Origin of the sequence: Methylobacterium sp. SyP6R, from assembly GCF_019216885.1 — a bacterium.
Classification (GTDB): domain Bacteria; phylum Pseudomonadota; class Alphaproteobacteria; order Rhizobiales; family Beijerinckiaceae; genus Methylobacterium.
Window position 1 is genome coordinate 3,196,779 of the sequence record NZ_JAAQRC020000001.1, and the last position, 23,228, is coordinate 3,220,006.

Genomic DNA, 23,228 nt, shown 5'->3' on the forward strand with positions numbered 1-23,228 from the left:
ACGCCCTTGTGCGCGCTCGCCGCACCCCACATATTCCGGTCAAGGCGGACGGGCCCGCGAGGGCGAGGCCGCCGATCCGACGCGTAAAGCGTCCGAGGGTCGCGTAGGAACCTCGCACCAGGAACATCCACGCTAGAGAGCTTCCGAAGGAATCTCCCATGGCATTCGAGAACAGCCCGTTCCGGCAGGGCAACGCGAGCGGCTACGGGGGCCCCACCGGCTACGCCCCGAGCCAGGTCCAGGTCGACCAGGGCCTGCGCGCGTTCATGCTGGGCGTCTACAACAACATGATCATCGGCCTCGGGATCTCCGGGGTGGTGGCACTCGGCATCAACAAGCTCGCGGTGGCGACCTCGCAGGCGGATGCGGTGGCGCGGATCGGCTCGATCCCGCTGACGCCCATCGGCAAGGCGCTCTACGGCTCGCCGCTGATGTGGGTGATCGCGCTCGCGCCGCTCGCCTTCATCTTCCTGTTCTCGTTCCGGATGGACCGGATGTCGGCCGCCACGGCCCGCACCACCTTCTTCGCCTTTGCGGCGGTGATGGGTGCGTCGCTGTCGACGCTGCTGATCCGCTATACCGGCGCGAGCGTGGTCCAGGTGTTCTTCGTCACGGCGGCGGCCTTCGGCGGCCTGAGCCTCTACGGCTACACCACGACCCGCAGCCTGTCGGGCATCGGCTCGTTCCTGGTGATGGGCCTGATCGGCCTCGTCATCGCCAGCCTGGTGAACATCTTCCTTGCCTCGAGCGCCCTGCAATTCGCCATCTCGGTCATCGGCGTGCTGATCTTCGCTGGCCTGACCGCGTACGACACGCAGAAGCTCAAGGAGATGTACGTCTACGGCAACTTCGACGGCGAGACCGCCGCCAAGGTGTCGGTGTTCGGCGCCCTGACGCTGTACCTGGACTTCATCAACATGTTCCAGTTCCTGCTCTCGCTGATGGGCAACCGCAACAACTAAGAGCACCTATCTAAACCGCATCCATCCTTGCGATTTTAATCGCTTAGCTGGGACGGTGGCGGGTTGTGTTAGGGGCTCTAAGAGGCTTCCGGGGCGGTACGCTGCCCCCTTCGCCCGATCGAAAGCCCCGGCCTGCCGCCGGGGCTTTTTTCGTGTGCGCGGATCCGGACAGCTCGGTTGACGGCCTGTTATCTCTGACTTACGTCAGACGAATGTCGACCGATGCCGTCCGCCGTATCCGCCGCTTCAACCGGGCCGTCACAGCCGAGGTCGGAGCCCTCGACACCTCGTTCCTCGGCCGCGGCCGGCCCCTCGGCGCCGCCCGGGTGCTCAACGCCATCGGGCACGGCCGCGGGGAGGTGGGTGCCTTGCGTGACTATCTCGGGCTCGATTCCGGCCTGCTGAGCCGGCTCCTGCGCAGCCTGGAGGAGGAGGGGCTGGTGGTCACGCTGCCTCATCCGGGCGATGCCCGCCGCCGGGTCGCCGTCCTGACCGAGGCCGGACGGCAGGAATTCGCCGCCTACGAGGCCTTGTCGAACGGCCGGGCGACGGAGCTGCTGGCCCGCTTCCCCAAGGGCGACGAACTCCTGCGCGCCATGGACCTCGTCGCCACGGCGCTCGGCCGCGAGCGGATCGCGGTCGAGGAGACCGACCCGCGCTCCGAGGCCGCCCTGCATTGCCTGACGGAATACTACGCCGAGCTGGGACGGCGGTTCGCCACCGGCTTCGACGTCTCCCTCTCCCGCGATCCCGAGGCCGCCGACATGATGCGCCCGCGCGGCGCCTTCCTGGTCGCGCTGTCGGACGGGCTACCGATCGGCTGCGTCGGCCTCAAGGGCAAGGGTGGGGATAGCGCGGAGATCAAGCGGCTCTGGGTCTGCCCCTCCGCCCGCGGCCTCGGCCTCGCCCGCCGGCTGATGGAGGGGGCGGAGGCGGCGGCGCGGGACCTCGGCATCGCGACCTTGCGCCTCGACACCAACTCGGCGCTTCCCGAGGCGCTGCAGCTCTACCGCCGCACCGGCTGGGTCGAGATCGACCGCTTCAACGACGATCCCTACCCGGATCATTTCTTCGAGAAGCGGTTGCCGGAAACAAGCTCGGTCCTCTTACCCACGTCCTCATCCTGAGGTGCGACCGTAGCGAGCCTCGAAGGAGGGCTCCAGGGATCACGGAGCTATCTGGAGCCCTCCTTCGAGGTCAGTCGATCTCTGATCGACTAAATAGAAACTGGCTCTACGGGTTTGATTTCGCACGCAAATCCAAGGCGCTCGATCTGCCGCACGAGCGCCTTGGCGCGGATGGTCGGGGCCGCCTTGCGGCCGTGATCAGGCCCGGGATCGACGTAAGCCGTGCCGGCCTTGAGCATGTGATAGATCGCGGTCAACATCGAAGCGGCGACCGCGCAGATCGCCTTCTTGGGGCCGCGCCGGCCGCGCAAGCGCTGGAACTGCGCCCTGATGTAGCTCGCCTTCTTGCGCACTCCGGCCCAGGCGGCCTGCACCAAGGCCGTCTTGAGCCAGGGCGCGCCCTTGCGCAGTCGCGTCGAGCGCCGCTTGCCCGCGCTCTCGTCGTTTCTCGGGCACAGCCCGGCCCAGGAGATCAGATGGCCGGCGGTCGGGAAGCGGCTCATGTCGGGGCCGATCTCGGAGAGGATCACCTGCGCGGTGAGGTCACTGATGCCCGGGATCGTCACCAGCAGCTTCACCGCTTCCCGGAAAGGGCCGAGGTCGCGCTCCACCTGCGCGTCGATCTCCGCGATCGCTCGCCCCAACCCGTCGTACTGGCGTAGATGCACACCGAGCAGGAAACGGTGGTGATCCCCGATCCGGCCCGTGAGCGCGGCCCGGATCGCCTCGGGCGCCGCCTTCACCCGCGGGCTGACCAGCGCCTGCAGCCCAGCCGGATCGCGCTCGCCCTTGACCAGCGCGTCGAGCACGGCGCGACCGGACTGGCCCATGATGTCGGTGAGCACCGAGGCGAGCTTGAGGTTGGCCTCCTCGAGGGTCTTCTGGATGCGCTGGACGTGGCTGGCCTGCTCGCGGACCAGTTGCTTGCGGGTGCGCAGCAGGTCGCGCATCGCCTGGGTCTGGGCCTCGGGCACGAAGCTGGCGCGGATCAGGCCGTGGGCGAGCAGGTCGGAGAGCCAGACCGCGTCGGCGACGTCGGTCTTGCGGCCGGGCACGTTCTTGACATGGGCGGCATTGGCCAGGATCAGGGTGCGGCTGTCGGCGTCGAGGACCTGCCAGACCGGGCGCCAGTAGATGCCGGTCGCCTCCATGGCGACATGGGTGCAGGCGTGCTCGTCGAGCCAGGCGGAGAGGTCGAGCAGGGCGGGCGTGGTGGTGGCAAACGTCCGCACCTCACGCTGAACCTAGCTGCTCTCGGCCCGGCGGATGGCTGCGACGACGGTGTCCTTGTGAACATCGAGGGCGGCGCAGCGGGGGTAGAGGACCTTCATCACGATCTCCTTGCCGTCAGGCCGCCGGCGCAGGCTCCCGTGAGATCAAATCTAAATGACGCGCTCCGGGGCTGGCCCGAGGACCGGCCCGTGACGCAAGCGAGGGGACTGAAGAGGAGCCCGGATCCAACTGATACGCGGGGTCTGGCACACCAAAGACGAACCGATCTCTCCGCCGACGGCAAGTCCACTCTGCCATATGTTTCATCCGCAAGGGACCGCGAAGCCGGTGACGAACTGATACGGAATCCGGAAGATCACTTCCGGATTCCGTATCATCAGCCCGCGCGGCGCCTGAGCGAGACCGCTTTCCGCATCGCGAAGCGATCAATCGGAAAGCGTATGACACCTCAGGATGAGGTCGCGGGTGAGACGAGCAGAGGAAGCACGCCGGCGATAGGGCCCCCAACAATTCCTCACCCCCGCGCTCCGCGCAGGATCAGCCGGCTGCCCCGCACCTCGTAGGAGTTCAGCCGCTCCAGGAAACTCATCCCGAGCAGGTTCACGCTGAGCGCCCCCGGCCGGGTCACCAGGGCGGTGATGCGGGTCTCGGTGATCGGGCCGATCGTCACCGTGTCGAGCACCACCGGGGCCGCGGCGGTGCGGCCGTTGGCGGTCTGGACCTGGACCCGGTAGGCGCCCGGCCCCGGATGGAGGCCGAGATGCGCCGCGCTCTCGGCGGTGAGCACCACCGCGCTCGCGCCGGTATCGAAGGCGAAGTCCTGGGCCCGGCCGTTGACCTTGGCCCGCACGGTGAAGCCGCCATCGACCCGCCGGGCGATCACCACCTCGTCGCCGCGCCCGGGCACCGGCTCGCCCGGACTCATCTCGCCGAGCGCCCGGAAGGCCAGGTCCCGGGCCTGGTCGCGATGGGCATAGAGCCAGGCCGCCCCGGCGCCGATCCCGCCCCAGAGCAGGAGCGCGACGAACCCCTCGCCGAACCCGGACCGGAACCGGTTGCCGACGCCGTTCAGCACCATCAGCACGGCGCCGCCGGCGGCGGCGAGCCCGGCCGCCTCGTCGGGGCGCAGGCCCGCGACCTCGCGCCCGCCGGTGAGGGTGAGCGCGTAAGCGCAGGCGAGGAGCAGGAGCCCGATGCCGACGGCGCCCGGCATCGGATCAGGCGATCACCGCCGGGGCCGGCTCGGGTTCCGGCTCGGGGTAGGCGGCGGCGAGCCGCGCCGGCAGGCCCGCCATGATGCGCAGGCGCTCCGGCTCGGACAGGGCGCCCCAGGCGCCGATCTCGGCGCCGGTGCGGCCGCAGCCCTCGCACAGGCCGGTGACGGGATCGAGCACGCAGAGGCGGATGCAGGGAGAGGAGGCGGGCATCAGGCGGGAATCGCGATCACGAGGGCGAGGAGGGCGGCGATCTCGGCCAGTTGCTGGCTCGCCCCGATGACGTCGCCGGTCTGGCCGCCGACGAGGCGCGCGGCCATCCGGGTCAGGGTCCAGGCGGCGAGGAACGCCAGGAGTGCGGCAAGGCCGAGGCCGAGCCAGGGCAGGCCGAGGAGGAAGGCGGCCGCCAGTACGGCGAGGCAGAGCGCCCAGGCGGTGGCATGGGTGGCTTCGGTCGGCCGACCGACCGCATGGGCGGCGCCGTCCGGCCGGGCGGGAGGGAGACGGCAGAGCGGCCACAGGGCGGCGGTGCGCGAGAGCGCGGCCGCCGCCAGGAAGGCCAGGGCGACGCGCCAGCCGATCCGGTCGGCCAACGTCGCCAGGGCGCCGATGCGCAAAGCGTAGGACAGGACCAGGGCCGCGGCCCCGTAGGCGCCGATGCGGCTGTCGCGCATGATCTCGAGGCGCCGGGCGACCGTCGCCCCGCCGCCGAACCCGTCCGCCACGTCGGCGAGGCCGTCCTCGTGGAGCGCCCCGGTGACCAGGGTGGTGAAGGCGAGCGCCAGTGTCGCGGCGAGGAACGGCCCGAGCCCGAGCGCCAGCGACGCCGCCAGCGCGACGGCGCCGGGGGCGCCGATCACCAGGCCGGCGAGCGGCAGCATCCGGGGGAGGTTGCGGAAGTCGGGCGCGGCATGGATGTCGGTCTCGCCGGGCAGGGCCGGGACCGGGAGACGGCTGTAGAAGCGCAGGCAGGCGGCGAGGTCGCGCAAAGGCGGCCAGGGACCGGGTGGGGGAGGCGGCTCGAAGGCATCGTCACCCCTGGTGTCCGCGGCCCGGCCATCCGCTCGGCCGGGCCCGGCGCTCCTCTCCGTCGTCATCACCCACCGCATCCCGACGACATCGACCCGCGCGGAGTCGCGCCTTCGTGCAATTTTGCTGTATCTGCACGCCTCACGAAAGCCCCACCTTCCGGGTTGCCCCCGCAGGACACCGCCCCATGGCCGACACCCCCACCGCCGCCGCCCCGTTCGACGACATCCGCCGCCTGATCGCCACCATGCCGGGGCCGGACGAATCCGCCGCCGCGGAGGTCTCGGCCCGCGACTCGCTGCTCACCAAGCCCGCCGGCAGCCTCGGCCGGCTCGAATTCCTCGCCGCCTGGATGGCCGCCTGGCAGGGCAAGGCGCCGCCGAGCCTCGACCGGCCGCTGGTCTGCGTCTTCGCCGGCAGCCACGGCGTGGCGGCGCAGGGCGTCTCGGCCTATCCCTCCGCCGTCAACCGGCAGATGCTCGACAATTTCGCCGCCGGGGGCGCGGCGATCAACCAGATCTGTGCCGCCTACGGCCTCGGCTTCAAGGTGTTCGACCTCGCCATCGACATGCCGACCGGGGACATCACCGCCGAGCCGGCGATGACCGAGAAGGCCTGCGTCGCTACCATGGCCTTCGGCATGGAGGCGGTGGCGGCGGGCACCGACGGGCTCGCCGTCGGCGAGATGGGCATCGGCAACACCACGGTGGCCGCCGCGATCTACGCCGCGCTCTTTGGCGGCGAGCCGGCAAAGTGGGTCGGCCGTGGCACCGGCATCGACGAGGCGGGCTTTTCCCGCAAGGTCGCGGCGGTGGAAAAGGCGCTGACCTGTCACCAGGGCCACCTCGACGATCCGCTCTCTGTCATGGCCCGCCTCGGCGGCCGCGAGATCGCCGCCATGGCCGGGGCGATCCTGGCGGCGCGGCTGCAGCGGGTGCCGGTGGTGATCGACGGCTACGTCTCGACCGCCGCGGCGGCGCTCCTCCACTCCGTCGATCCCCGCGCCCTCGACCATTGCCTCGCCGGCCACGTCTCGGCGGAAGGCGACCACGCCGCGGTGCTGGAGCGGCTGGGCCTGCGCCCGCTCCTCGATCTCGGGCTCCGCCTCGGCGAGGGCAGCGGCGCGGCGATGGCTTTGGGCCTCGTCAAGGCGGCGGTGGCCTGCCACCGCGAGATGGCGACCTTCGACCAGGCGGGGGTGTCGGGGCCGGTCTGAGACTCCGGGAGCCGATTCCCGCGACGGGACTGAAATCCTCCGCGTCATGCCGGACTCCGCTTTCGCGGTTCCGGGATGACGCGGATACCGAGAGGCTGTCTCTGTAGCTCCAGGCTCTCGATCCCACCCGCGACCTCAGGATGAGGTCGCGGGTGGGATCGAGATGTTCATCGCGATGCTTCCCGTGAGCGCTGCGAACGACGTCGGCTCAGGCGACGGATAGACTCTCCATCCACCTCACGCCGACCGCGCCATCGCCTTGCGCACCCGGCCGACCAGCGCCCAGAGCCGGGGATCGCGCTTGATCCGCCGCTTCAGGCGCGCACCCGCTTCCGCCGCGGCGCCGTAGGCCCGGCCGCGCAGGCTCACCGGGATCACCGCATCGACGAGCGCGATGGTCTCGTCGCAGACGCTCGCCTTGTAGCGCGCCTCGCCGACGCCGAGATCGAGGGCCGTGCGGCCGCGCAAAGCTTGGTCGCGGATCAGGGCCTGGAGCAGCAGGTCGCCGGGGCTGAAGCGGGCGAGCGCGGGGTCGGGATCGAACGAGGTCAGCATGCCGCTGAACCGCGTCGCGTCGACGGCGCCGATGAAGGTGGCGAGGATGCGCCCGCCTTCCGTCCGCAGGGCGTGCAGCTCGAGGGCGCCGGCCCGGTGCGCCTGCGCGAGGAAGGCCCGCGCCGCCGGATCGGCGAAGGGATCGGCGATGCCGGTCTGCGCGAAGCGCACCGCCTTCTGGGCGAGATAGGCGGACAGGATCGCCTCGCCCTCCGGCCCATCCGCCGCGACCCGGTGCGCGACCGGCCCGTGGGCGGCGACCAGCCACTTCTCCTTCTGGCGCAGCTTGCGCCGCGCATCGCCGCTCATGACGCGCTTGAGTACCGCCTCCGGGTCGGCCTCCAGCGCCAGGCCGTAGGCGTCGCTCGGCGAGGCGGTGCCCTGCGCCAGCGGATTCGCCACGCCGTTCCACAGAAGGGGCTGGTCGGGCAGGTGGATCACGTCGATCCCGGCCCGGGCGCCGGCGCGGCGCAGGCCTTGCGCGTAGGATTCCGCCGGCAGGGCCATCGCCTCCGGGCCGGCGAAGAGCGGCATGTGGAAGTTGGCGTGCCGGCCGCCGATCACCCGGCCGACGCGGATGCCGGCCTCGCGGCAGACGAAGAGCGGCAGCAGCGCCACCGGCCGGCCAGTGGGGTCGCGCAGCAGAACCGGGCAGGGGCGGGCGCCCGCAGGCAGGATTCCGGCACAGGCCGCCACCCAGTCGAAGCGCTGATAGGGCGTCATCACCGCGCCGGGCGCCGCCTCGAGGGCGCGCCAGAGCGCCTCGGCCGCCGCGAGGCCGGAAAAGATCTCGGATGCAAGGATGAGGGGCTGCGCCGGGCCGGCCGCCACGCCCTCCGCCGCGAGTTGCATCGTGCCGCTCATCGCCCCACCTCGCCCGTCTCAACCGATGGGGTAGCGGGCAAGCGTGCAGAATCCGCAAACGCCGTAACGAAGCTTTGGCCGATCGGCCTCATCCTCCGGTCATGCTCTCGGCGTCCGCCCGTCACCGCCTGTTCCAGGCCGGCTTTTCCACCATCGCGGCCACCGGGGCCGATCGCTGGCTCGCTCCGGCCGCCCGCGGCCGGGGCGTGATCCTCACGTTCCACCACGTCCGGCCGGACGAGCCGCCGCCGGGCGCCTACGCGCCGAACCGGCTGCTCGCCATCACCCCGGCCTTCCTCGACCGCACCCTCACCGTCCTGCGGGAACGGGGATTCTCGATCGTCCCGCTCTGCGAACTGCCGCGCCGGCTCGGCGAGCCGGGCGAGCCCTTCGCGGTGCTGACCTTCGACGACGGCTACCGCGACAACCTGGAGCACGCCGCTCCCGTTTTGCGCCGCCACGCCGCGCCCTGGACCTTGTTCGTCACCCACGACTACGCCGCCGGGACCGGCCGGCTGTGGTGGATCGAGCTGGAACGGGCGATCCGGGTCCTCGACCGGGTGCAGGTGCCGGAGATCGGGCTCGATTGCCCGGCGATCGGCGACGTGCAGAAATCCGCAGCCTTCGCGGCGAGCTATCGCGGCCTGCGAGCCGGGCCGGAGGAGATTTTACGCGACGTCACCTTGCGCCTGTGCGAGGAGGCCGGGATCGACGCGGGATCGATCGCCCGCGAACTCTGCCTGTCGGGCGACGCGTTGCGCGACCTGTCCCGGGACGAGGCGGTGACGCTCGCCGCCCACACCCTCTCCCACCCGATGCTCGCCAAGCACGATGCCGCCACCGCCCGCCGGGAGATCGTGGAGGGGAGGGCACGCCTCGGCGACCTGCTCGGCCGGGTGCCGGAGCACTTTTCCTATCCGGTCGGCGATTCCAGCGCGGCGGGCCCTCGGGACTTCGCGTTGGCCCGCGAGGCGGGCTACCGCACCGCCGTGACGACCCGGCCCGGCCATCTCTTCCCCGGGCACGCCGCCCACCTGCACGCCCTGCCGCGGGTCTCGGTCAATGGCTGCTTCCAGACCGATGCGGCCTTGCGCGCCCTCCTCTCCGGGGTACCGTTCCTGGCTTGGAACCGGGGCCGGCGGCTCAATGTCGGATAGGGTTCAGCGGTGGCGCCGGCGGCGGTAATGGCGGCTCCCGCCGCCGCTGATGACCGCGAAGCTCGCGCTCTGGCGCCCGCCGCGCAGGCGCCGGGTCCAGCCGCGGCGGCCGCGGGGCGCGGGCTCCACCGCCTCGGCGATGGCCTGTGGCAGGCGCGGGATCGCCGCCGAGACCGCGGCGGCGGCGGCCGCGACGCCCTTCGCGGCGGGGCCGAACAGCGACAGGCACTGGTTGTAGGCGAGATCGCCCTTGATGCGCTCGCAATCGCCGACGGAGCGCGGCGCACCCTGGGCCAGGGCGGCCCCGGCGAGAGGACCGAGGAGGAGGATGAGCGCGAGCGCGTGGCGCATGGGCCTGGGGCTGCCTTGCGGATGTCGAGGGAGATGCCGAAGCGGGAGAGCGCGGGCCGGACGGCTGCGACCCCGGGTCTGGCAGCCCTTTTTGGCGAAAACCCGGCCTTTGCACCATTCAGTTCATGGAACGCGCCTCAGGCCGGGTCGCGGTCGGGCCGTTCCATCCACCGGATCAGCGGCATCAGCGGAATGATCCAGGCGAGCCCGAGGATCGCGTAGAGCACCGACTGCACCAGCGGCGGCGTCTGGGCGATGCGGCTGTCGGCGAGCGCCATGGCGAGGGGCGCGTAGATCAACACGAAGGCGATCATCACGATCGCCCCGACGAAGGAGCGGGTGCGGCGACGCATGGCGGAAAACCTGATGCGGTGGCGGATTGTCAGTCCCGCCTACGCGAGCGCTCGCCCGACGACAATCCGGCCGGCCGACGCAGGGCGACGCCTCGCTGCTTTAGGTTTTTGACAATGCTCTACCCCGCCCGCGACAGCGGCGCCCCGGAATCGTTGCCCGCCCGGGCCGCTGCCAGCAGGGCGTCGCTGCGCGCGCGCCAGGCCGCGATCGCCCGCGCCTTGACCGGGCCGAAGCCGCGGATCTCCTGCGGGGCGGCGAGGAGATCGCGAAGCGCCGCCGGATCGGCCCGGCCGACGAGAGCGAGGGCTTCGTCGATCTGGGCCTCGTAGGCGGCGAGCACCGCCCGCTCCTCCCGCCGCTCGGCGATTAGCCGCAAGGGATCGAGTCGCCGGCCGCGCAAGGTCTTGAGGGCGGCAATCCCGCGCAGGACCGGCAGCAGCCATGGCCCGAAGGCGATCTTGCGCGGCTCGGATTCGCCTGGCCGCGTCCGCGCGAGGAAGGGAGGTGCGAGATGGAAGGTCGGCCTGAGCTTGCTTCCGGGGCCTTGCCCCTCGAACTCCTCGGCGAGGCGGGCCAGGAAGGCGGGATCCGACTGGAGCCGGGCCACCTCGTACTCGTCTTTGACCGCCATCAGCTTGAACAGCGAGTGGGCGACCGCCTCGGCCAGGGCGTCGCCGCCCCGCGCCCGCACCGACGCGACCCGGTCGCGGTAGCGCGCGGCGTAAACTCCGTCCTGATAGGCGGTGAGGTACTCGGCCCGGCGCGCCACCACGCCGTCGAGGTCCTGCGCCGGTGCGGCCTCCGGGGCGAGGTGCCCGTCGACGAAGGCGGGATCGGCGGCGAGCAGCCGGCCCCAGGCCAGCGCCAGGCGGTTGCCCGCCACCGCGACGCCGTTCAGCGTCACCGCCCGGTCGAGGCCCTCGCGCGAGACCGGCACCAGCCCGGATTGCCAGGCAAAGCCGAGGAGCAGCACGTTGGCTCCTTGCGCGTCGCCGGTCAGGCGCGCGGCCATCGCCTGCGCGTCGAGGCTGCGGAGCGCTCCGGCGCGGACCCGGCGGGCGAGCAGGGTCTCCAGCATCCGCGTGTCGATGCGGGCCTTCGGATCGCGCAAGGTGGCGCCGGTCGGAATCTCGTGGGTATTGGCGACGATGCGGGTGCGGGCGGGATCGATCACCGCCGTCGCGTCGGGGCTTGCCGCCACCACGAGGTCGCAGGCGAGCACCGCGTCGGCCCGGCCGCGGTCGATCCGCACCTGGTTGAGCGCCGCCGGTTCCGCTGCGAGGCGCACGAAGGAGAGCACCTGCCCGCCCTTCTGGGCAAAACCCATGAAGTCGAGCACGGTGGCCCCATACCCTTCGAGATGCGCCGCCATGGTGATGAGGGCGCCGACCGTCACCACCCCGGTGCCGCCGACCCCCGCCACCAGGATCTCGTAGGGCTCGGGCCCCAGCGCGGTGTCGGGCTCGGGCAGGGCGGCGGCGCGGGCGGCCACCGTCTCGGGATCGACCGCGACGCCGGGCCGGCGCCGGGGCGCCGCGCCCTCCAGGGTGACGAAGGATGGGCAGAAGCCCTTGAGGCAGGACAGGTCGCTGTTGCAGCCGGTCTGGTCGATGGCACGCTTCACGCCGAACTCGGTCTCGACCGGCACCACCGAGAGGCAGTTCGATTTCCGCTGGCAATCGCCGCACCCCTCGCAGACCAGCGGGTTGATGACCGCGCGCCGCGCCGGGGGCGAGGCTTTGCCCCGCTTGCGCCGGCGCCGCGCCTCGGTGGCGCAGGTCTGGTCGTAGACGAGGACCGTGACGCCCGCGGTCTCGCGCAAGTCCCGCTGCACGGCGTCGAGGTCGTCGCGGTGGTGGACCGTCACGCCGGGGCCGAGGGGATCGCGGGCGGCCGCGCGCGTCACCCGGTCGGGATCGTCCGACACCACCACCACCCGCCGTGCACCCTCGGCCGAGACCAGGCGGGTGATCTGCGGTACGGTGAGCACGCCGTCGACCGGCTGGCCGCCGGTCATCGCCACGGCGTCGTTGTAGAGGATCTTGTAGGTGATGTTCGCCCCGCTCGCGACCGCCTGCCGGATCGCCGCGTGGCCGGAATGGAAATAGGTTCCGTCGCCGAGATTCTGGAAGATGTGGGCCTGGCGGGTGAACGGCGCCTGGCCGGTCCAGTCGACCCCCTCTGCCCCCATCGGCACGATGCCGGTGGTGTCGCGCTCCATCCAGTTCGCCATGAAGTGGCAGCCGATCCCGGCCCGGGCTTGCGAGCCCTCCGGCACCCGGGTCGAGGTGTTGTGTGGGCAGCCGGAGCAGAAATACGGCGTGCGCACCGGCAGCGGCCCGGAGGCGGGAGGGACGACCGGTGCGTCCGGCTCGGAGACATCGAGGCCGAGGCCGCGCAAGGTCCGTCCCAAGATCCCGACGAGGCGGGAGGGTCGCAATTCCTCGATCTCCGGGACGAGCGGCCGGCCCTCCGCATCGTGCTTGCCGAGGATGCGCGGGCGCCGCTCCGCCGGCAGGTCGTACAGCCCGTCGCGCAGCTGGCGCTCGACCAGCGGCGCTTTCTCCTCGATCACCAGCACGGTCTCGACGCCGGCCGCGACACTCGAGATCCCTGCGACGTCCAGCGGATGGACGAGGCCGACCTTCAGCACAGCGACCCCGGCCCGGGCGAGCGAATCCGGATGGTGGCCGAGGAGCCGGCAGGCCTCCATCGCGTCGCCGTGGGCCTTGCCGACCGTGACGACGAGGAGGCGGGGCCGCTCCGGCGCCACGATTAGCCGGTCGAGGGGATTGGCCCGGGCGAAGGCGCGGATCGCGTCGAGCTTGGCCAGCGCCCGGGCCTCGATGGCGAGGCTCGGCAGATCGGGCCAGCGGATGTGCAGGCCGCCCGGCGGCGGGGTGTAGGCCGGCGCCGCGAAGCGGGGCAGCGGCGCGAGATCGACGGAGGCTGCGCCCTCCACCACCTCGGAGATCGCCTTGAACCCGACCCAGGCGCCGGAGAAGCGCGACGCGGCAAAGCCCCACAGGCCGAAGGCTTCGTACTCGGCGATTCCAGCCGGATGGATCACCGGCATGTGCCAGGCCGCCAGCGCCAGGTCGCTCTGGTGCGACATCGAGGAGGAGACGCAGCCATGGTCGTCGCCGGCGACGACCAGCACCCCGCCCTTCGGGCTGCTGCCATAGGCGTTGCCGTGCTTGAGGGCGTCGCCGGAGCGGTCGACGCCGGGGCCCTTGCCGTACCAGAGGCCGAACACGCCCTCCACGGTGGCGGCCGGATCGAGGGCGACTCGCTGGCTGCCGAGCAGGGCCGCCGCCGCCAGGTCCTCGTTGATGCCGGGCTGGAAGCGGATGCCGGCGGCGGCGAGGCGCTCCTTCGCCCGCCACAATTCCTGGTCGACCGCGCCGAGCGGCGAACCGCGATAGCCGGAGACGAGGCCGGCGGTGTTCAGCCCGTCGCGGCGGTCGATCCGGCTTTGCGCCAGGAGAAGGCGCACCAGGGCCTGCGTGCCGGTCATGTAGGCCCGGCCGGCTTCGCGATCGAAGCGGTCGTCGAGGCGGTAGGCACGGTCGAGCTCGGGCATCGGCGGGGTCTCCTCGCCGTCAGGCTATGCCGCTCCCGAAGGCAAAACCTGCCTCTCTGCTTCCCGCCGAGGGCCTCCGGAGGTACGAACGGGGCCGGAAACACCGAAACGAGACATGCCCATGCCCGAACGGGGAGATGCACCGGACCGCTTCGAGCGGGCGATCCTGGACGCGTTGCAGGACGATGCGCGGCTCTCGGTGCAGGATCTCGCGCAGCGGATCGGGCTGTCGAGCTCGCCGACCTGGCGGCGGCTGAAGGCCCTGGAAGAGCGGGGGATCATCCGCGGCTACGTCGCCCTCGTCGATGCGGCGGCGCTCGGCCACGGCCAATGCGTCTTCGCCCACGTGACCCTGGCCAAGCACGACCGGGAGGGCGTGGCCGAGTTCGAGCGCGTGATCGGGCGCCGCGACGAGGTGCTGGAATGCTTTTCCACCACCGGCCAGGCCGATTACCTGCTGCGTGTCGTGGTGCGGGACGCCCAGCACTACGAGCGCTTCCTGCAGGAGGCGGTGTTCTCGTGCCCGGCGGTGCAGCAGATTCACTCGAACTTCGCCCTGCGCGAGGTGAAGTTCAGCGTGAAGGTGCCGACGGGACTGTAGGGGATCGCCAAAAAAGAAGAGCCCGGCCGTGAGGCCGGGCTCCGTTCCGTCGAGGTGACGGACTATGACGACTAGAAGCCGTTGAACTTGTAGTTCAGGCCGGCGCGGACGACCGCGAACTCGGTCTCGCGACGGTACAGGTTGGCCGGGCCGACCGACACCACGCCCGGCGAGAACACCGAGTACTGCGTGCCGTTGGCGGTCTGGGCGAACACGCCGTTGTTGCGGTTGCCCTGATCCAGGTTCACGTACAGGCCTTCGACCTTGAGGGTCACGGCCGACGAACGGAAGAAGTTGAAGAACGAGTCGGTGGGCAGAGCGTACTCGACGCCGCCGCCGACGACCCAGCCGGTCTGGAAGTCGTCGCGCGAGCTGTTGGTCAGACCGAAGTCGCGACCGCCGCCCGAGCCGTAGGCGAAGCCGCCGGTGGCGTACACGAGGGTGCGGTCCCAGGCGTAGCCGAGACGGCCGCGCACGGTGCCGAAGAAGTCCAGGCCCGAGATGCCGTTCGGGTTGAACACCAGGGTGCCCGGAGCCACGCCGCCGCCCGGAACGGTGGCGAAGGCGAAGCGGTTGCGGCTGCGGCCGAAGTCGACGTACTGGGCGTCGGCCTCGATACCCACGACCACGCCCGAGCCCGGGGTGAACTGATAGTTGTAGCCGACCTGGCCGCCGCCGACGAAGCCGTCGTTGCTGTTGCGGTTGCCGAAGGCGACGACGCCGGTGGTCGGCGCGCCGAACTGGTTGATGAACACGCTGTTGGCGGCGGTGGTGCCGGCCGGCACGCCGATCACGGTCGGAGCGCGGGTGTCAGCGGTGTTGAAGCCGTAGCCGGCGTTGAAACCGGCGTAGAAACCCGTCCAGGTGAAGACCGGAACCGGCGTGAAGACCGGCGGCGGGGCGACGCGGCGCGGCAGGTCCGCGGCGAAGGCCGAGCCGGCGACGACGATGCCAGCGAGGGCGGTAGCGCTCTTGAGAAGCGACTTCATGGTACTGGTCCTTCCTACTATGCCGCGGCGATCGCGCCCGTTTGCGGGTCGGCGGCCGTCCGAAGCAGTGTCCCCGACATACCCCGGTAGCTCCGGGAAAGCTGTGTCCTCGCGACAACGCTGGTGGGTTTCACCGCGGCCTTAACGGCTGTTCATCGCGAGCATTCCCTTGGCTCCTTGATCCCCTAACGCGGGCGAATGGCCAAGGTTCACGGGCACACAGATTTTTTTTGCTACGCTTGCCGGAGCAATCCTGACGATCACCGTTCGGCGCCCCAACGGGCTTGCGGCCGCCGCCGGAATCGCCGCGGCACGGAGACCGTCAGGGCGTCACGGCGATGGCCGAGACGAGCCGGCCGTAATCGACCTCCGCCCGGTGGGTGGTGCGGCGGTAGCTGAAGAAGCGGTCCGGATCGGCGTAGGTGCACAGACTCAAGTTCGCCACCTCGCCGATGCCGGCCCGTTCGAGCCGCGCGACGATGTAGGCCGGGAGGTCGAACAGGCTGTGGGACGCGCGCTCGGGGCTGACCGCGAAGTAGCGGGCATTGTCCGGGTCGGCCGTCTCGAACCGCTCGCGGAATTCCGGGCCGACCTCGTAGGCTTGCGGCCCGATCGTGGGCCCGAGCACCGCGACGATGCCGGTGCGCGCGGCGCCCAGGCCCTCCATGGCGGCGAGCGTCGCCTCGATCACGCCGGTGAGCGCGCCCTTCCAGCCGGCATGCGCGGCGCCCACCACCCGGTTGACCGGATCGGCGAACAGGATCGGCCCGCAATCGGCGGTGAGGATTCCGAGCGCCAGACCCGGCACCCGGGTCGCCATCGCGTCGGCGCGGGGGCGCTCCTTCAGGGGCGCCTCGACCACCAGGGCCTCGGCCGAATGGATCTGGTAGAGGCTGATCAGGTTCTCCGAGGGCAGCGCGAGTTGCGCCGTCATGCGGCGGCGGTTCTCCCGCACCCGGGCCGGATCGTCGCCGGAGCCGAGGCCGCCGTTGAGGGAGGCGTAGAGCCCCTCCGACACGCCGCCCTGCCGGGTGAAGAAGGCGTGGCGGATGCCGGAATGGGAGCTCAGCTCGGGCGCTTCGATGAACATCGCTGGCTCCATCCTGGGGCGAGGCGTCCTGCAGGATCGCCGGACAATCGTGTCGAAACCGGGAATTTTTTCTAGAGGCCCGGCAGCGCCGGCTGGTTTGGCCCCGCGAGCCCCATCACCTTGAACAGGTGGCCCATGCCGCGGGGCGTGCGGTCGATCAGGCGGTCGGCCCCGGCCTTCACCGCTTCGGCCTGGACCGGGGTTGCCCGGGCCGCCAGCCGCGCCGCCCGCTGGGCGAGGCCGAGCGCGAGAAGGAAATCGGCTTGCGTCACCGGTCCGTGCACCACGGCGCCTGTGCTCGCGGCGGCGCGGGCGAGCGCGGCGAAATCCACCTGCGCGGTCAGGTCGGTCTCGCCCGGGGCCTCGAGGGGGTCGGCGAATCGGTGGCGCGCCACCGCCTGGAGCGTGTCGGCGGTGCCGCCGTAGAGGTCGCCGTAATCGATGGCGAGCAAGGCACCGCCCTCGTGGGCGAGGCGCCCGGCGATCTGCCGGGTGAGGTCGAGGGCGACGGCCGGCAGAGTCAGGATCGCGCCGGGCGCTCCGTCCGCGGTGATCTCCGGCGTCGGATCCGGGCTCAGGCCGAAGGTGAGGGCATCCCCCTCCAGGCCGACCCGGCGCTCGCACCAGCCGCGCGCGGTGCGCTGGTACTGGCGCACCGGCAGGGCGTCGAAGAACTCGTTCGCCAGCAGAATCGCCCGACCGCCCGGCAGCGTGTCGATGGAATCGTGCCAGGTCGGCGCCGCGTCGGCGAGCGCCCGCCCTTGCGCGGCGCGCAAGGTGGGGCTGGTCTCGACGAGGTGGAGGTCGGCAGCCGCGAGGCAATCGGGGGCCGCCGCCTTGAGGGCGCGGAGGGCATCGGCCATCAGCGTGCCGCGGCCGGGGCCGAGCTCGACGAGGCGAAACGGGCTCGGCCGGCCGAGCCCGTGCCAGACCTCCGCCGTCCACAGCCCGAGCAGCTCGCCGAAGATCTGGCTGATCTCCGGCGCGGTGGTGAAGTCGCCGGCCGCACCCAGGGGATCGCGGGTGCGGTAATAGCCGTGCACGGGATGGCCGAGGCAGAGCGCCATGTAGCGCTCGATGGTGATCGGCCCCTCGACGGCGATCAGGCGGCGTAGCTCGCCGAGGAGCGGCGTCTCGCTCACGCCGATTTCGCTTCCGGCGAATCGCCCTCGGTGGCCTCGTCGAGCCGCGGCCGGGGCCTCGTGTCGCCCCGCAGGGCCCGCACGATGAAGACGGCACCGGCTAGCAGCATCGGCACGCAGAGCAGCATCCCCATGGTGATGCCACCGTCGAGCGCCCCGACATGGGTGCCGAACAGGAAGCCGAGCTGCGGGTCGGGCTCGCGGAAGAACTCGCAGGTGGTCCGCGCGATGGCGTAGCCGACGACGAACAGGCCGCCGAGCAGACCGGGACGGCGGAAGCCGAAGCGCCTGACCGCGATCGCCATCAGGACGAACAGCACCAGCCCTTCGGCGAAGGCCTCGTAGAGCTGGCTCGGATGGCGCGGCAGCGGTCCGCCGTTCGGGAACACGATGGCATAAGGAAAGTCCGGCGCCGGCCGGCCCCACAATTCGCCGTTCACGAAATTGGCGATGCGGCCGAAGAACAGCCCGATCGGCACCACCACGGCGGCGAGATCGAGCATCGCATAGGTGTTGAGGCCGCGGCGGCGGGAGAACAGCACCAGGGCCAGCACCGCCCCGAGGAACCCGCCGTGGAACGACATCCCGCCGCGCCAGATCGCCAGGATCTCGGCCGGATGCGACAGGTAGGCGGCGAGGTTGTAGAACAGCACGTAGCCGATGCGCCCGCCGAGCACGACGCCGAGCGCCACCCAGACGATCAGGTCGTCGATGTCGAGGGCGGTGGGACGGCGCACCGCGCCCCAGAGCGCCGGGGCCGAGACCAGGCGCTTGGCATAGTACCAGCCGCCCACGAGGCCCACGATGTAGGCGAGGGCGTACCACTTGATCTGCAACGGCCCGATCGCAACCGCGACGGGGTCGATGGCCGGGAAGGGCAGGGCGAGGAGCGGAGACATCGGGCGATGAGGTGAACCGGCGGCGGGGCGGCGTCAAGGCGGCCCCCATGCCGCGAAAGCGTGTCGAGCGTGCGGCAGGAGCGTTGCGGGTGAGGGGTTGATTCGGTCTGGTCCGAAACCGGTGCAGGGTGGATCGGCTCTGCCGTGTGGCAGGATTGTCCAGGTGATCCTCCCCCGGCTGGCGCGTTCGTGCTCACCCACGCCGGCGCTGATCCGTTGCGGTGGCTGCTCGTGTGGTGGCTGCTTGCCCTCGCCCTCATCAACCTCGGCAGGATCTGGGCACTATGGCGGACGCGTCAGCTGTCCCTCCGAATCCGCGGCGGCATTCGCGGTCTTCGTTCTCGTCACCGTCGAAGCGGTACCGTTCCGCCTCGTCCACATAACCGGCGCAATGCGCCAGGGGGTGAAGCTCGACGCCCTGATAGGTGCAGTGGAGGCCGAGAGACTGACCTCCGCAGCACTGGAGCCGGCTCGCCCAGATAGGCCTCCTCTCGCCGCAGGGCCCTTCGGCATCGGAAGTTCACGATAGCCGAATGAGCATAGCTGGAATGAAGCTGCGACTCTTCTGCAACATGCGCCAGCGCCGCCCGATCATTCAGAGTGGCGATCGCATCACTCGGCCGCGTCGCACCCCAGCGGTAAGGGCGCAACGATCACGATGCAGCTCGGGATGTGAGAGCAGATACGGCCAGTTCGGGGGGTGGGAGTCCGCTGCCAGGGCTCTCGATGCGAGTCGCAAAGACACGTCGGAAAAACCCTGATTCTTCAAGGGCCCTTGTGCCCGGTGACCAAACTATGCCGAGATCGTGGACAAGAACGCACCCTAAAAGGACAAATTATGGTGTGCGTTGCAGAATGCCTGGCGGAGAGGGAGGGATTCGAACCCCCGATGGACTTGCGCCCATGCCGCATTTCGAGTGCGGTGCATTCAACCGCTCTGCCACCTCTCCGCGGGCGCCGTCGCCAGCGCAGGCGGGGCATTAGCATGGGTTCTCGCCGGACCACAAGCGCGGATCGGCGAGAAACCGAAATTTGGCCGTCAGGCGACGGAGCGGCTGCCCGCGAGGCTGATGCGGCGCTGGCCGGGGTGGCGGGCCTCGGCGCTGCGCGGCGCGGTGCGAGACTGGGCGAACAGCACCGCCCCGGCATGGCCGGCCACCCGCACCAGGTCGGTTTCGGTGCAGGCAGAGGCGACGCGCAGGCCGAGGGCGTGAAGGTGGCTCTTGCCGTACAGGTACGTCGCGAGGCGGGCGCGGGTCGCCGACGGGATGTCGGCGAGCACCGTCTCCACCACCTCCGTATCGCCGCGATAGAGCGTGCCGAGCACGTCGAGCGAAACCGGGCAGTCGTCGGAGAAGGGCAGGCGGGCCTGCGGCGCGGGCATGGGGACCTCGGGATGATTGGGAGTTGCCCGCAGGGTCGCGCGGCGTGCTTAACAGAAGGTTAAGCACAGGCTGGAAATCCCCAACCTGCAAGTCGTCCCGAGACCTGATGCGCCGGGGCCACTGTCCTGCCGGGCGCCGTGCCCCCCCTGCCGCCGCGCCGATCCGTTGTCGCCGCAATGCAGAGGCGGCAGCGTCGGTCTGAAACCTGCGACATCGCCCCGCGGGAGACTGACGGGCCCTCGAAACCGATGGGACGGAACCCGGATTACTCTCCCGCGTTATCAAGCCCCTGCGCCGCGTGGGGTGTCACGGATGCTTGTGGATCGGGTCGACCCAGTAGACGGCTTCCGGCCGTTCGACCGGCTCGATGTCGGTGATGTTGACCACGACCGCCTCGTTGTCGGAGCGTACCAAGACGCATTCCAGCGCCTCGTCCGGCGACGCGTTGATCTCCTGGTGCGGCACGTAGGGCGGCACGTAGATGAAGTCGCCCGGTCCCGCCTCGGCGACGAATTCGAGCCGTTCGCCCCAGCGCATCCGGGCGCGGCCGCGCACCACGTAGATCACGCTCTCGAGCGCGCCGTGATGGTGCACGCCGGTCTTGGCGTCGGGCTCGATCGCCACGGTGCCGGCCCAGATCTTCTGCGCTCCGACCCGCGCGTGGTTGATCGCCGCCTGACGGAACATGCCGGGAGTCTGCGCGGTATTGGGGTCGAGCTTGTCGCCGGTGATCACCCGGACGCCGTCGTGCTTCCAGCGCGGCCCGTCGTGGGGGTGATCATGGGTATGCGAGTGATCATCGGCGTGGTCATGGGGGTCTACCGACATCGGCGGTCTCCGGTTCGTCCAGTCCTGCTTCGTTCAGGTCTGCATCCTGCGCCACGGGGCGACGGCACGCTAGACCGCTCCGTGTCCCTAGCGTTTGTTTTATAGAACGATCATCCGTCGTGCGCGAGGCAGTGGCGTAGAAAACAGCCGCGGCGCAGCGGTTCTGCTCCGGATGCGCTCGCCGGGAAAAGCTTCTTGTCTTTCAAACTGTTCCATAAAAAGAACATTCTCGTTGACAGCGGCGCCCGTTCGGCCGATCCTTTCCAGGCCTTCAGGGGTCGACGAAACGGACCCCTCGCCGCGGTGATTTGAGGCGATTGCGCCGCGAGACCAAACGCTAAAGCACCCGGGCGCCCGCGCGGCGCCTTTGGGCCAACCCGGAGATCTTCAGCGATGCTGCTGTGCCGCATGCTCTTTGCCGGCCGCCCCGTTCCGGCTTGCCCGATTCCGTGTCGCTGCGGCGGCCGCCGCGCCTGAGACGCGCGCCGTCCGCTGAGGGCCCCGAGACCGGCCCGACTCTTGCTAAGCTTATTCCTGAGACATTCTCGCGGCGCCCCGAGCGGCGGCCGCGGCCGGAGACATACGCCCATGCAGCCTGCCCGCATCGTCGAGGTCGGCGAGACCTCCGCCGGCATCGTCGTTCCCGAGACCGATGGCTTCCGGTTCTTCTCCGCCCATCCGGACTTCCACACCCTGGAAGGTCGGGTCTTCCGCAGCCCGCGCCACGCCACCCGCGCGGCCCAGGACCTGCACGCCCGCAAGCGCAGCCGCCGCCTCGCCGCCTGAGCGAAGCGCGTCACGTCGAACAGGGCAGGGGCCGTCCCGGCAGCGGGGCGGCCCCTGCCTCGTCTCAGCGGTTGCGGGCGAGCAGCAGGATCCAGCCGATCCCGATCGTCAGCACCAGGATGCCGATGGTGGCGAAGGCCGGGGTGCCGTGCTCCATCAGCCGCGGCGCGAGCTGGGTGGCGAAGGCCGCCACCACCAGGCCGACCGCGACCCGGGCGGCGGCGCGCTCGATCCCGCGGGTCAGCTTGTCCATGCCCTTGAGCTCGATCTCCACCGTGACTCGGCCCTGCTTGAGGCGCACCAGCATCAGGTGGATCAGCGTCGGCAGCTCGGAGGCCGCGCCGTAGAGCCCGGTCGCCAGGCCCTGGAACCGGCCCTTCAGGTCCTTGACCGAGAATTGCTGCCGCATGTGGCGGCTGACCGTCGGGCCGGCGGCCGCGAACAGGTCGAAGGCCGGGTCGAGCTGGCGCATCACGCCGTCGGCCGTGACCAGCCCCTTGAACAGGATCGCGAGATCGGTCGGCATCGCCAGATCGTTCTCGCGCGCCATGGTCATGAAGTCGGTCAGCACCAGGCCGAGATTGAGCGTCGCGCCGTTGTGGCGGGTGACGAAGGATTGCGAGGCCGCCTCGAGCTTGGTGAGATCCGGGTTGCTGGCGCCGGTCCAGTCGAGCAGGACCGCCATCAGCCCGTCGGCATCCTCCTGCAGCATCGCGCCGATCAGCATCAGGAGCTGCGAGCGGCGGCGCTGCGACAGCCGTCCAACGATGCCGAAATCGATGAAGGCGATCCGGTTGCCGGGCATCGCCAGCAGGTTGCCCGGATGCGGGTCGGCGTGGAAGAGGCCCTCGATCATCGCCATCTGCAGGAAGGCGTCGACGCCGCGCTGGGCCAGCACCTTGCGGTCGAGCCCGGCTTCCTCCAGGCGCTTGGTGTCCGTCGGCGGGATGCCGTGGATGAATTCCTGCACCAGCACCCGCTCGGAGGTGTATTCCCAATAGACCTTCGGGAACACGACGTCGTCGCGATCGGGGAAGAGCGCCGCCAGCATCTCGCAATTGCGGCCCTCGTTGGCGAGGTCGAGTTCCTCGCGCAGGCCGTTGGCGATGTGGCGCATCTGCTCGGTCGGCCGGTAGCGGGCCATCTCGGGCCACTCGGTCTCGACGATACGCGAGGCATGCGACAGGAGCCGCAAATCCGCCTCGATGATCTTCTGGAGCCCCGGGCGCCGGACCTTGACGATCACCTCCTCGCCGGTCTCGAGCTTGGCGCGATAGACCTGGGCGATCGACGCCGAGGCGATCGGGTTGGTGTCGAATTCCGAAAAGATCTCGGCCGGCGGGGCGCCGAGATCGGCCTCCAGCTGCGGCCGGATCACCTCCCAGGGCAGCGGCGCGACCTTGTCGTGCAGCTTGCCGAGTTCCTCGGTCCATTGCGGCGCCAGCAGGTCGGCACGGCTCGCCAGCACCTGGCCGAGCTTGATGAAGGTGGGCCCCAAGGCCTCGATCGCCCGGCGCAGGCGCTCGGGCTGCGACAGGCGGGTGAGGTCGACGGCGGGGGCGCTGCGCCAGGAGAGCCGCGGGATCGCCCGCAGACCGAGCCGGTCGACGACCTTGTTGACCCCGAAACCGATCAGGATGCCGGCGATTTCCTGGAGGCGCTGGCGGTCCCGCGCCGCGACGATGGCGGTTTTCAGCATCTGCGCGTCGACTCTGCTCGGCTGGCATGGGTGGGGGCGCCGGCGGGGGCGGGCCGGACGAATGGGGCGACGCGGGCGGGAGAGCCGCCCGGGCCGATGATGGGGATGGGCGCGCGCCTCGGCATCCTGGTCCTCCCGAACACGTCCGGCTCTTCACGCGACGC

General features: G+C 70.8%; 20 protein-coding genes, 1 tRNA gene and 1 pseudogene. 6 read left to right on the forward strand and 16 right to left on the reverse strand.

Annotation, left to right across the window (positions count from 1 at the left end):
- Positions 1–158: 158 nt before the first annotated feature.
- Both HBB12_RS14800 and HBB12_RS14805 read left to right on the forward strand, forming a co-directional pair.
- Complete coding sequence (locus HBB12_RS14800) at positions 159–962, forward strand: Bax inhibitor-1/YccA family protein (RefSeq protein WP_236990052.1); 804 nt, start codon at positions 159–161, stop codon at positions 960–962.
- Positions 963–1,174: 212 nt separating this feature from the next.
- Positions 1,175–2,089 carry a bifunctional helix-turn-helix transcriptional regulator/GNAT family N-acetyltransferase gene (locus HBB12_RS14805; RefSeq protein WP_236990053.1) on the forward strand — a complete coding sequence of 305 codons (915 nt, stop codon included), beginning with the start codon at positions 1,175–1,177 and terminating at the stop codon, positions 2,087–2,089.
- An 89-nt stretch (positions 2,090–2,178) separates the two neighbouring features.
- On the opposite strand, the pseudogene HBB12_RS14810 reads toward HBB12_RS14805, so the two are convergent.
- From HBB12_RS14810 to cobS, 4 genes and pseudogenes are all read right to left on the reverse strand, one after another.
- Positions 2,179–3,420, reverse strand: a pseudogene (locus HBB12_RS14810) (IS110 family RNA-guided transposase).
- Positions 3,421–3,836: 416 nt separating this feature from the next.
- Positions 3,837–4,535: a retropepsin-like aspartic protease family protein gene (locus HBB12_RS14815; RefSeq protein WP_236990054.1), complete on the reverse strand. Its 699-nt coding sequence runs from the start codon at positions 4,533–4,535 to the stop codon at positions 3,837–3,839.
- A gap of 4 nt (positions 4,536–4,539) precedes the next feature.
- Positions 4,540–4,749, reverse strand: coding sequence for a DUF1289 domain-containing protein (locus HBB12_RS14820; RefSeq protein ID WP_236990055.1), 210 nt, complete (start codon positions 4,747–4,749; stop codon positions 4,540–4,542).
- Positions 4,749–5,633, reverse strand: a complete 885-nt coding sequence (gene cobS / locus HBB12_RS14825) for an adenosylcobinamide-GDP ribazoletransferase (protein ID WP_236990056.1) — start codon at positions 5,631–5,633, stop codon at positions 4,749–4,751. Before cobS ends, HBB12_RS14820 begins: the two co-directional genes overlap by 1 nt.
- A gap of 119 nt (positions 5,634–5,752) precedes the next feature.
- On the opposite strand from cobS, the gene cobT reads away from it, so the two are divergent.
- Entirely contained in the window at positions 5,753–6,781 is a 1,029-nt protein-coding gene (gene cobT / locus HBB12_RS14830) for a nicotinate-nucleotide--dimethylbenzimidazole phosphoribosyltransferase (protein WP_236990057.1), read from the forward strand.
- Between the two features lie 237 nt (positions 6,782–7,018).
- Here the strand turns inward: cobT and HBB12_RS14835 are convergent, their stop codons facing one another.
- Positions 7,019–8,200: a GNAT family N-acetyltransferase gene (locus HBB12_RS14835; protein WP_236990058.1), complete on the reverse strand. Its 1,182-nt coding sequence runs from the start codon at positions 8,198–8,200 to the stop codon at positions 7,019–7,021.
- Positions 8,201–8,301: 101 nt separating this feature from the next.
- On the opposite strand from HBB12_RS14835, the gene HBB12_RS14840 reads away from it, so the two are divergent.
- Positions 8,302–9,357, forward strand: coding sequence for a polysaccharide deacetylase family protein (locus HBB12_RS14840; RefSeq protein WP_236990059.1), 1,056 nt, complete (start codon positions 8,302–8,304; stop codon positions 9,355–9,357).
- A gap of 3 nt (positions 9,358–9,360) precedes the next feature.
- Here HBB12_RS14840 and HBB12_RS14845 read toward each other — a convergent pair whose 3' ends face one another.
- The 3 genes from HBB12_RS14845 to HBB12_RS14855 all read right to left on the reverse strand — a co-directional run bounded on the left by HBB12_RS14845 (position 9,361) and on the right by HBB12_RS14855 (position 13,645).
- Positions 9,361–9,708 carry a hypothetical protein gene (locus HBB12_RS14845; RefSeq protein ID WP_236990060.1) on the reverse strand — a complete coding sequence of 116 codons (348 nt, stop codon included), beginning with the start codon at positions 9,706–9,708 and terminating at the stop codon, positions 9,361–9,363.
- Positions 9,709–9,845: 137 nt separating this feature from the next.
- Positions 9,846–10,061, reverse strand: a complete 216-nt coding sequence (locus tag HBB12_RS14850; RefSeq protein ID WP_236990061.1) for a DUF2842 domain-containing protein — start codon at positions 10,059–10,061, stop codon at positions 9,846–9,848.
- A gap of 119 nt (positions 10,062–10,180) precedes the next feature.
- Positions 10,181–13,645 carry an indolepyruvate ferredoxin oxidoreductase family protein gene (locus HBB12_RS14855; RefSeq protein ID WP_236990062.1) on the reverse strand — a complete coding sequence of 1,155 codons (3,465 nt, stop codon included), beginning with the start codon at positions 13,643–13,645 and terminating at the stop codon, positions 10,181–10,183.
- Between the two features lie 121 nt (positions 13,646–13,766).
- Between HBB12_RS14855 and HBB12_RS14860 the strand changes: the two genes are divergently transcribed.
- Positions 13,767–14,246: an Lrp/AsnC family transcriptional regulator gene (locus HBB12_RS14860; protein ID WP_236990063.1), complete on the forward strand. Its 480-nt coding sequence runs from the start codon at positions 13,767–13,769 to the stop codon at positions 14,244–14,246.
- A 71-nt stretch (positions 14,247–14,317) separates the two neighbouring features.
- On the opposite strand, the gene HBB12_RS14865 is transcribed toward HBB12_RS14860, so the two are convergent.
- The 7 genes from HBB12_RS14865 to HBB12_RS14895 form a co-directional block, all read right to left on the reverse strand.
- Positions 14,318–15,235, reverse strand: coding sequence for an outer membrane protein (locus HBB12_RS14865; protein WP_236990064.1), 918 nt, complete (start codon positions 15,233–15,235; stop codon positions 14,318–14,320).
- 322 nt (positions 15,236–15,557) lie between these two features.
- Positions 15,558–16,325, reverse strand: a complete 768-nt coding sequence (gene pgeF, locus HBB12_RS14870) for a peptidoglycan editing factor PgeF (protein ID WP_236990065.1) — start codon at positions 16,323–16,325, stop codon at positions 15,558–15,560.
- Between the two features lie 71 nt (positions 16,326–16,396).
- Positions 16,397–17,473 carry a class I SAM-dependent methyltransferase gene (locus HBB12_RS14875; protein WP_442919362.1) on the reverse strand — a complete coding sequence of 359 codons (1,077 nt, stop codon included), beginning with the start codon at positions 17,471–17,473 and terminating at the stop codon, positions 16,397–16,399.
- Complete coding sequence (lgt, locus tag HBB12_RS14880) at positions 17,464–18,366, reverse strand: prolipoprotein diacylglyceryl transferase (RefSeq protein WP_236990067.1); 903 nt, start codon at positions 18,364–18,366, stop codon at positions 17,464–17,466. The genes HBB12_RS14875 and lgt overlap by 10 nt, the downstream gene beginning before the upstream one ends.
- Positions 18,367–19,226: 860 nt before the next feature.
- Positions 19,227–19,316, reverse strand: a tRNA-Ser gene (locus HBB12_RS14885).
- A gap of 89 nt (positions 19,317–19,405) precedes the next feature.
- Entirely contained in the window at positions 19,406–19,750 is a 345-nt protein-coding gene (locus HBB12_RS14890; RefSeq protein ID WP_236990068.1) for a hypothetical protein, read from the reverse strand.
- Positions 19,751–20,057: 307 nt separating this feature from the next.
- Positions 20,058–20,579 carry a cupin domain-containing protein gene (locus tag HBB12_RS14895; RefSeq protein ID WP_236990069.1) on the reverse strand — a complete coding sequence of 174 codons (522 nt, stop codon included), beginning with the start codon at positions 20,577–20,579 and terminating at the stop codon, positions 20,058–20,060.
- A gap of 588 nt (positions 20,580–21,167) precedes the next feature.
- Here HBB12_RS14895 and HBB12_RS14900 point away from each other — a divergent pair.
- Entirely contained in the window at positions 21,168–21,365 is a 198-nt protein-coding gene (locus tag HBB12_RS14900) for a hypothetical protein (protein ID WP_236990070.1), read from the forward strand.
- A gap of 64 nt (positions 21,366–21,429) precedes the next feature.
- Here the strand turns inward: HBB12_RS14900 and HBB12_RS14905 are convergent, their stop codons facing one another.
- A complete protein-coding gene (locus HBB12_RS14905) occupies positions 21,430–23,064 on the reverse strand; it encodes an ABC1 kinase family protein (RefSeq protein ID WP_236990071.1) in 1,635 nt (544 codons plus the stop codon).
- Between the last annotated feature and the right edge of the window lie 164 nt (positions 23,065–23,228).

Excerpts from the sequence above, each read along its gene's own strand:
- HBB12_RS14800 (WP_236990052.1), top strand. The coding sequence starts at position 159 with ATGGCATTCGAGAACAGCCCGTTCCGGCAGGGCAACGCGAGCGGCTAC.
- HBB12_RS14805 (WP_236990053.1), top strand. The coding sequence starts at position 1,175 with ATGTCGACCGATGCCGTCCGCCGTATCCGCCGCTTCAACCGGGCCGTC.
- HBB12_RS14815 (WP_236990054.1), bottom strand. The coding sequence starts at position 4,535 with ATGCCGGGCGCCGTCGGCATCGGGCTCCTGCTCCTCGCCTGCGCTTAC.
- HBB12_RS14820 (WP_236990055.1), bottom strand. The coding sequence starts at position 4,749 with ATGCCCGCCTCCTCTCCCTGCATCCGCCTCTGCGTGCTCGATCCCGTC.
- cobS (WP_236990056.1), bottom strand. The coding sequence starts at position 5,633 with ATGACGACGGAGAGGAGCGCCGGGCCCGGCCGAGCGGATGGCCGGGCC.
- cobT (WP_236990057.1), top strand. The coding sequence starts at position 5,753 with ATGGCCGACACCCCCACCGCCGCCGCCCCGTTCGACGACATCCGCCGC.
- HBB12_RS14835 (WP_236990058.1), bottom strand. The coding sequence starts at position 8,200 with ATGAGCGGCACGATGCAACTCGCGGCGGAGGGCGTGGCGGCCGGCCCG.
- HBB12_RS14840 (WP_236990059.1), top strand. The coding sequence starts at position 8,302 with ATGCTCTCGGCGTCCGCCCGTCACCGCCTGTTCCAGGCCGGCTTTTCC.
- HBB12_RS14845 (WP_236990060.1), bottom strand. The coding sequence starts at position 9,708 with ATGCGCCACGCGCTCGCGCTCATCCTCCTCCTCGGTCCTCTCGCCGGG.
- HBB12_RS14850 (WP_236990061.1), bottom strand. The coding sequence starts at position 10,061 with ATGCGTCGCCGCACCCGCTCCTTCGTCGGGGCGATCGTGATGATCGCC.
- HBB12_RS14855 (WP_236990062.1), bottom strand. The coding sequence starts at position 13,645 with ATGCCCGAGCTCGACCGTGCCTACCGCCTCGACGACCGCTTCGATCGC.
- HBB12_RS14860 (WP_236990063.1), top strand. The coding sequence starts at position 13,767 with ATGCCCGAACGGGGAGATGCACCGGACCGCTTCGAGCGGGCGATCCTG.
- HBB12_RS14865 (WP_236990064.1), bottom strand. The coding sequence starts at position 15,235 with ATGAAGTCGCTTCTCAAGAGCGCTACCGCCCTCGCTGGCATCGTCGTC.
- pgeF (WP_236990065.1), bottom strand. The coding sequence starts at position 16,325 with ATGTTCATCGAAGCGCCCGAGCTGAGCTCCCATTCCGGCATCCGCCAC.
- lgt (WP_236990067.1), bottom strand. The coding sequence starts at position 18,366 with ATGTCTCCGCTCCTCGCCCTGCCCTTCCCGGCCATCGACCCCGTCGCG.
- HBB12_RS14890 (WP_236990068.1), bottom strand. The coding sequence starts at position 19,750 with ATGCCCGCGCCGCAGGCCCGCCTGCCCTTCTCCGACGACTGCCCGGTT.
- HBB12_RS14895 (WP_236990069.1), bottom strand. The coding sequence starts at position 20,579 with ATGTCGGTAGACCCCCATGACCACGCCGATGATCACTCGCATACCCAT.
- HBB12_RS14900 (WP_236990070.1), top strand. The coding sequence starts at position 21,168 with ATGCAGCCTGCCCGCATCGTCGAGGTCGGCGAGACCTCCGCCGGCATC.
- HBB12_RS14905 (WP_236990071.1), bottom strand. The coding sequence starts at position 23,064 with ATGCTGAAAACCGCCATCGTCGCGGCGCGGGACCGCCAGCGCCTCCAG.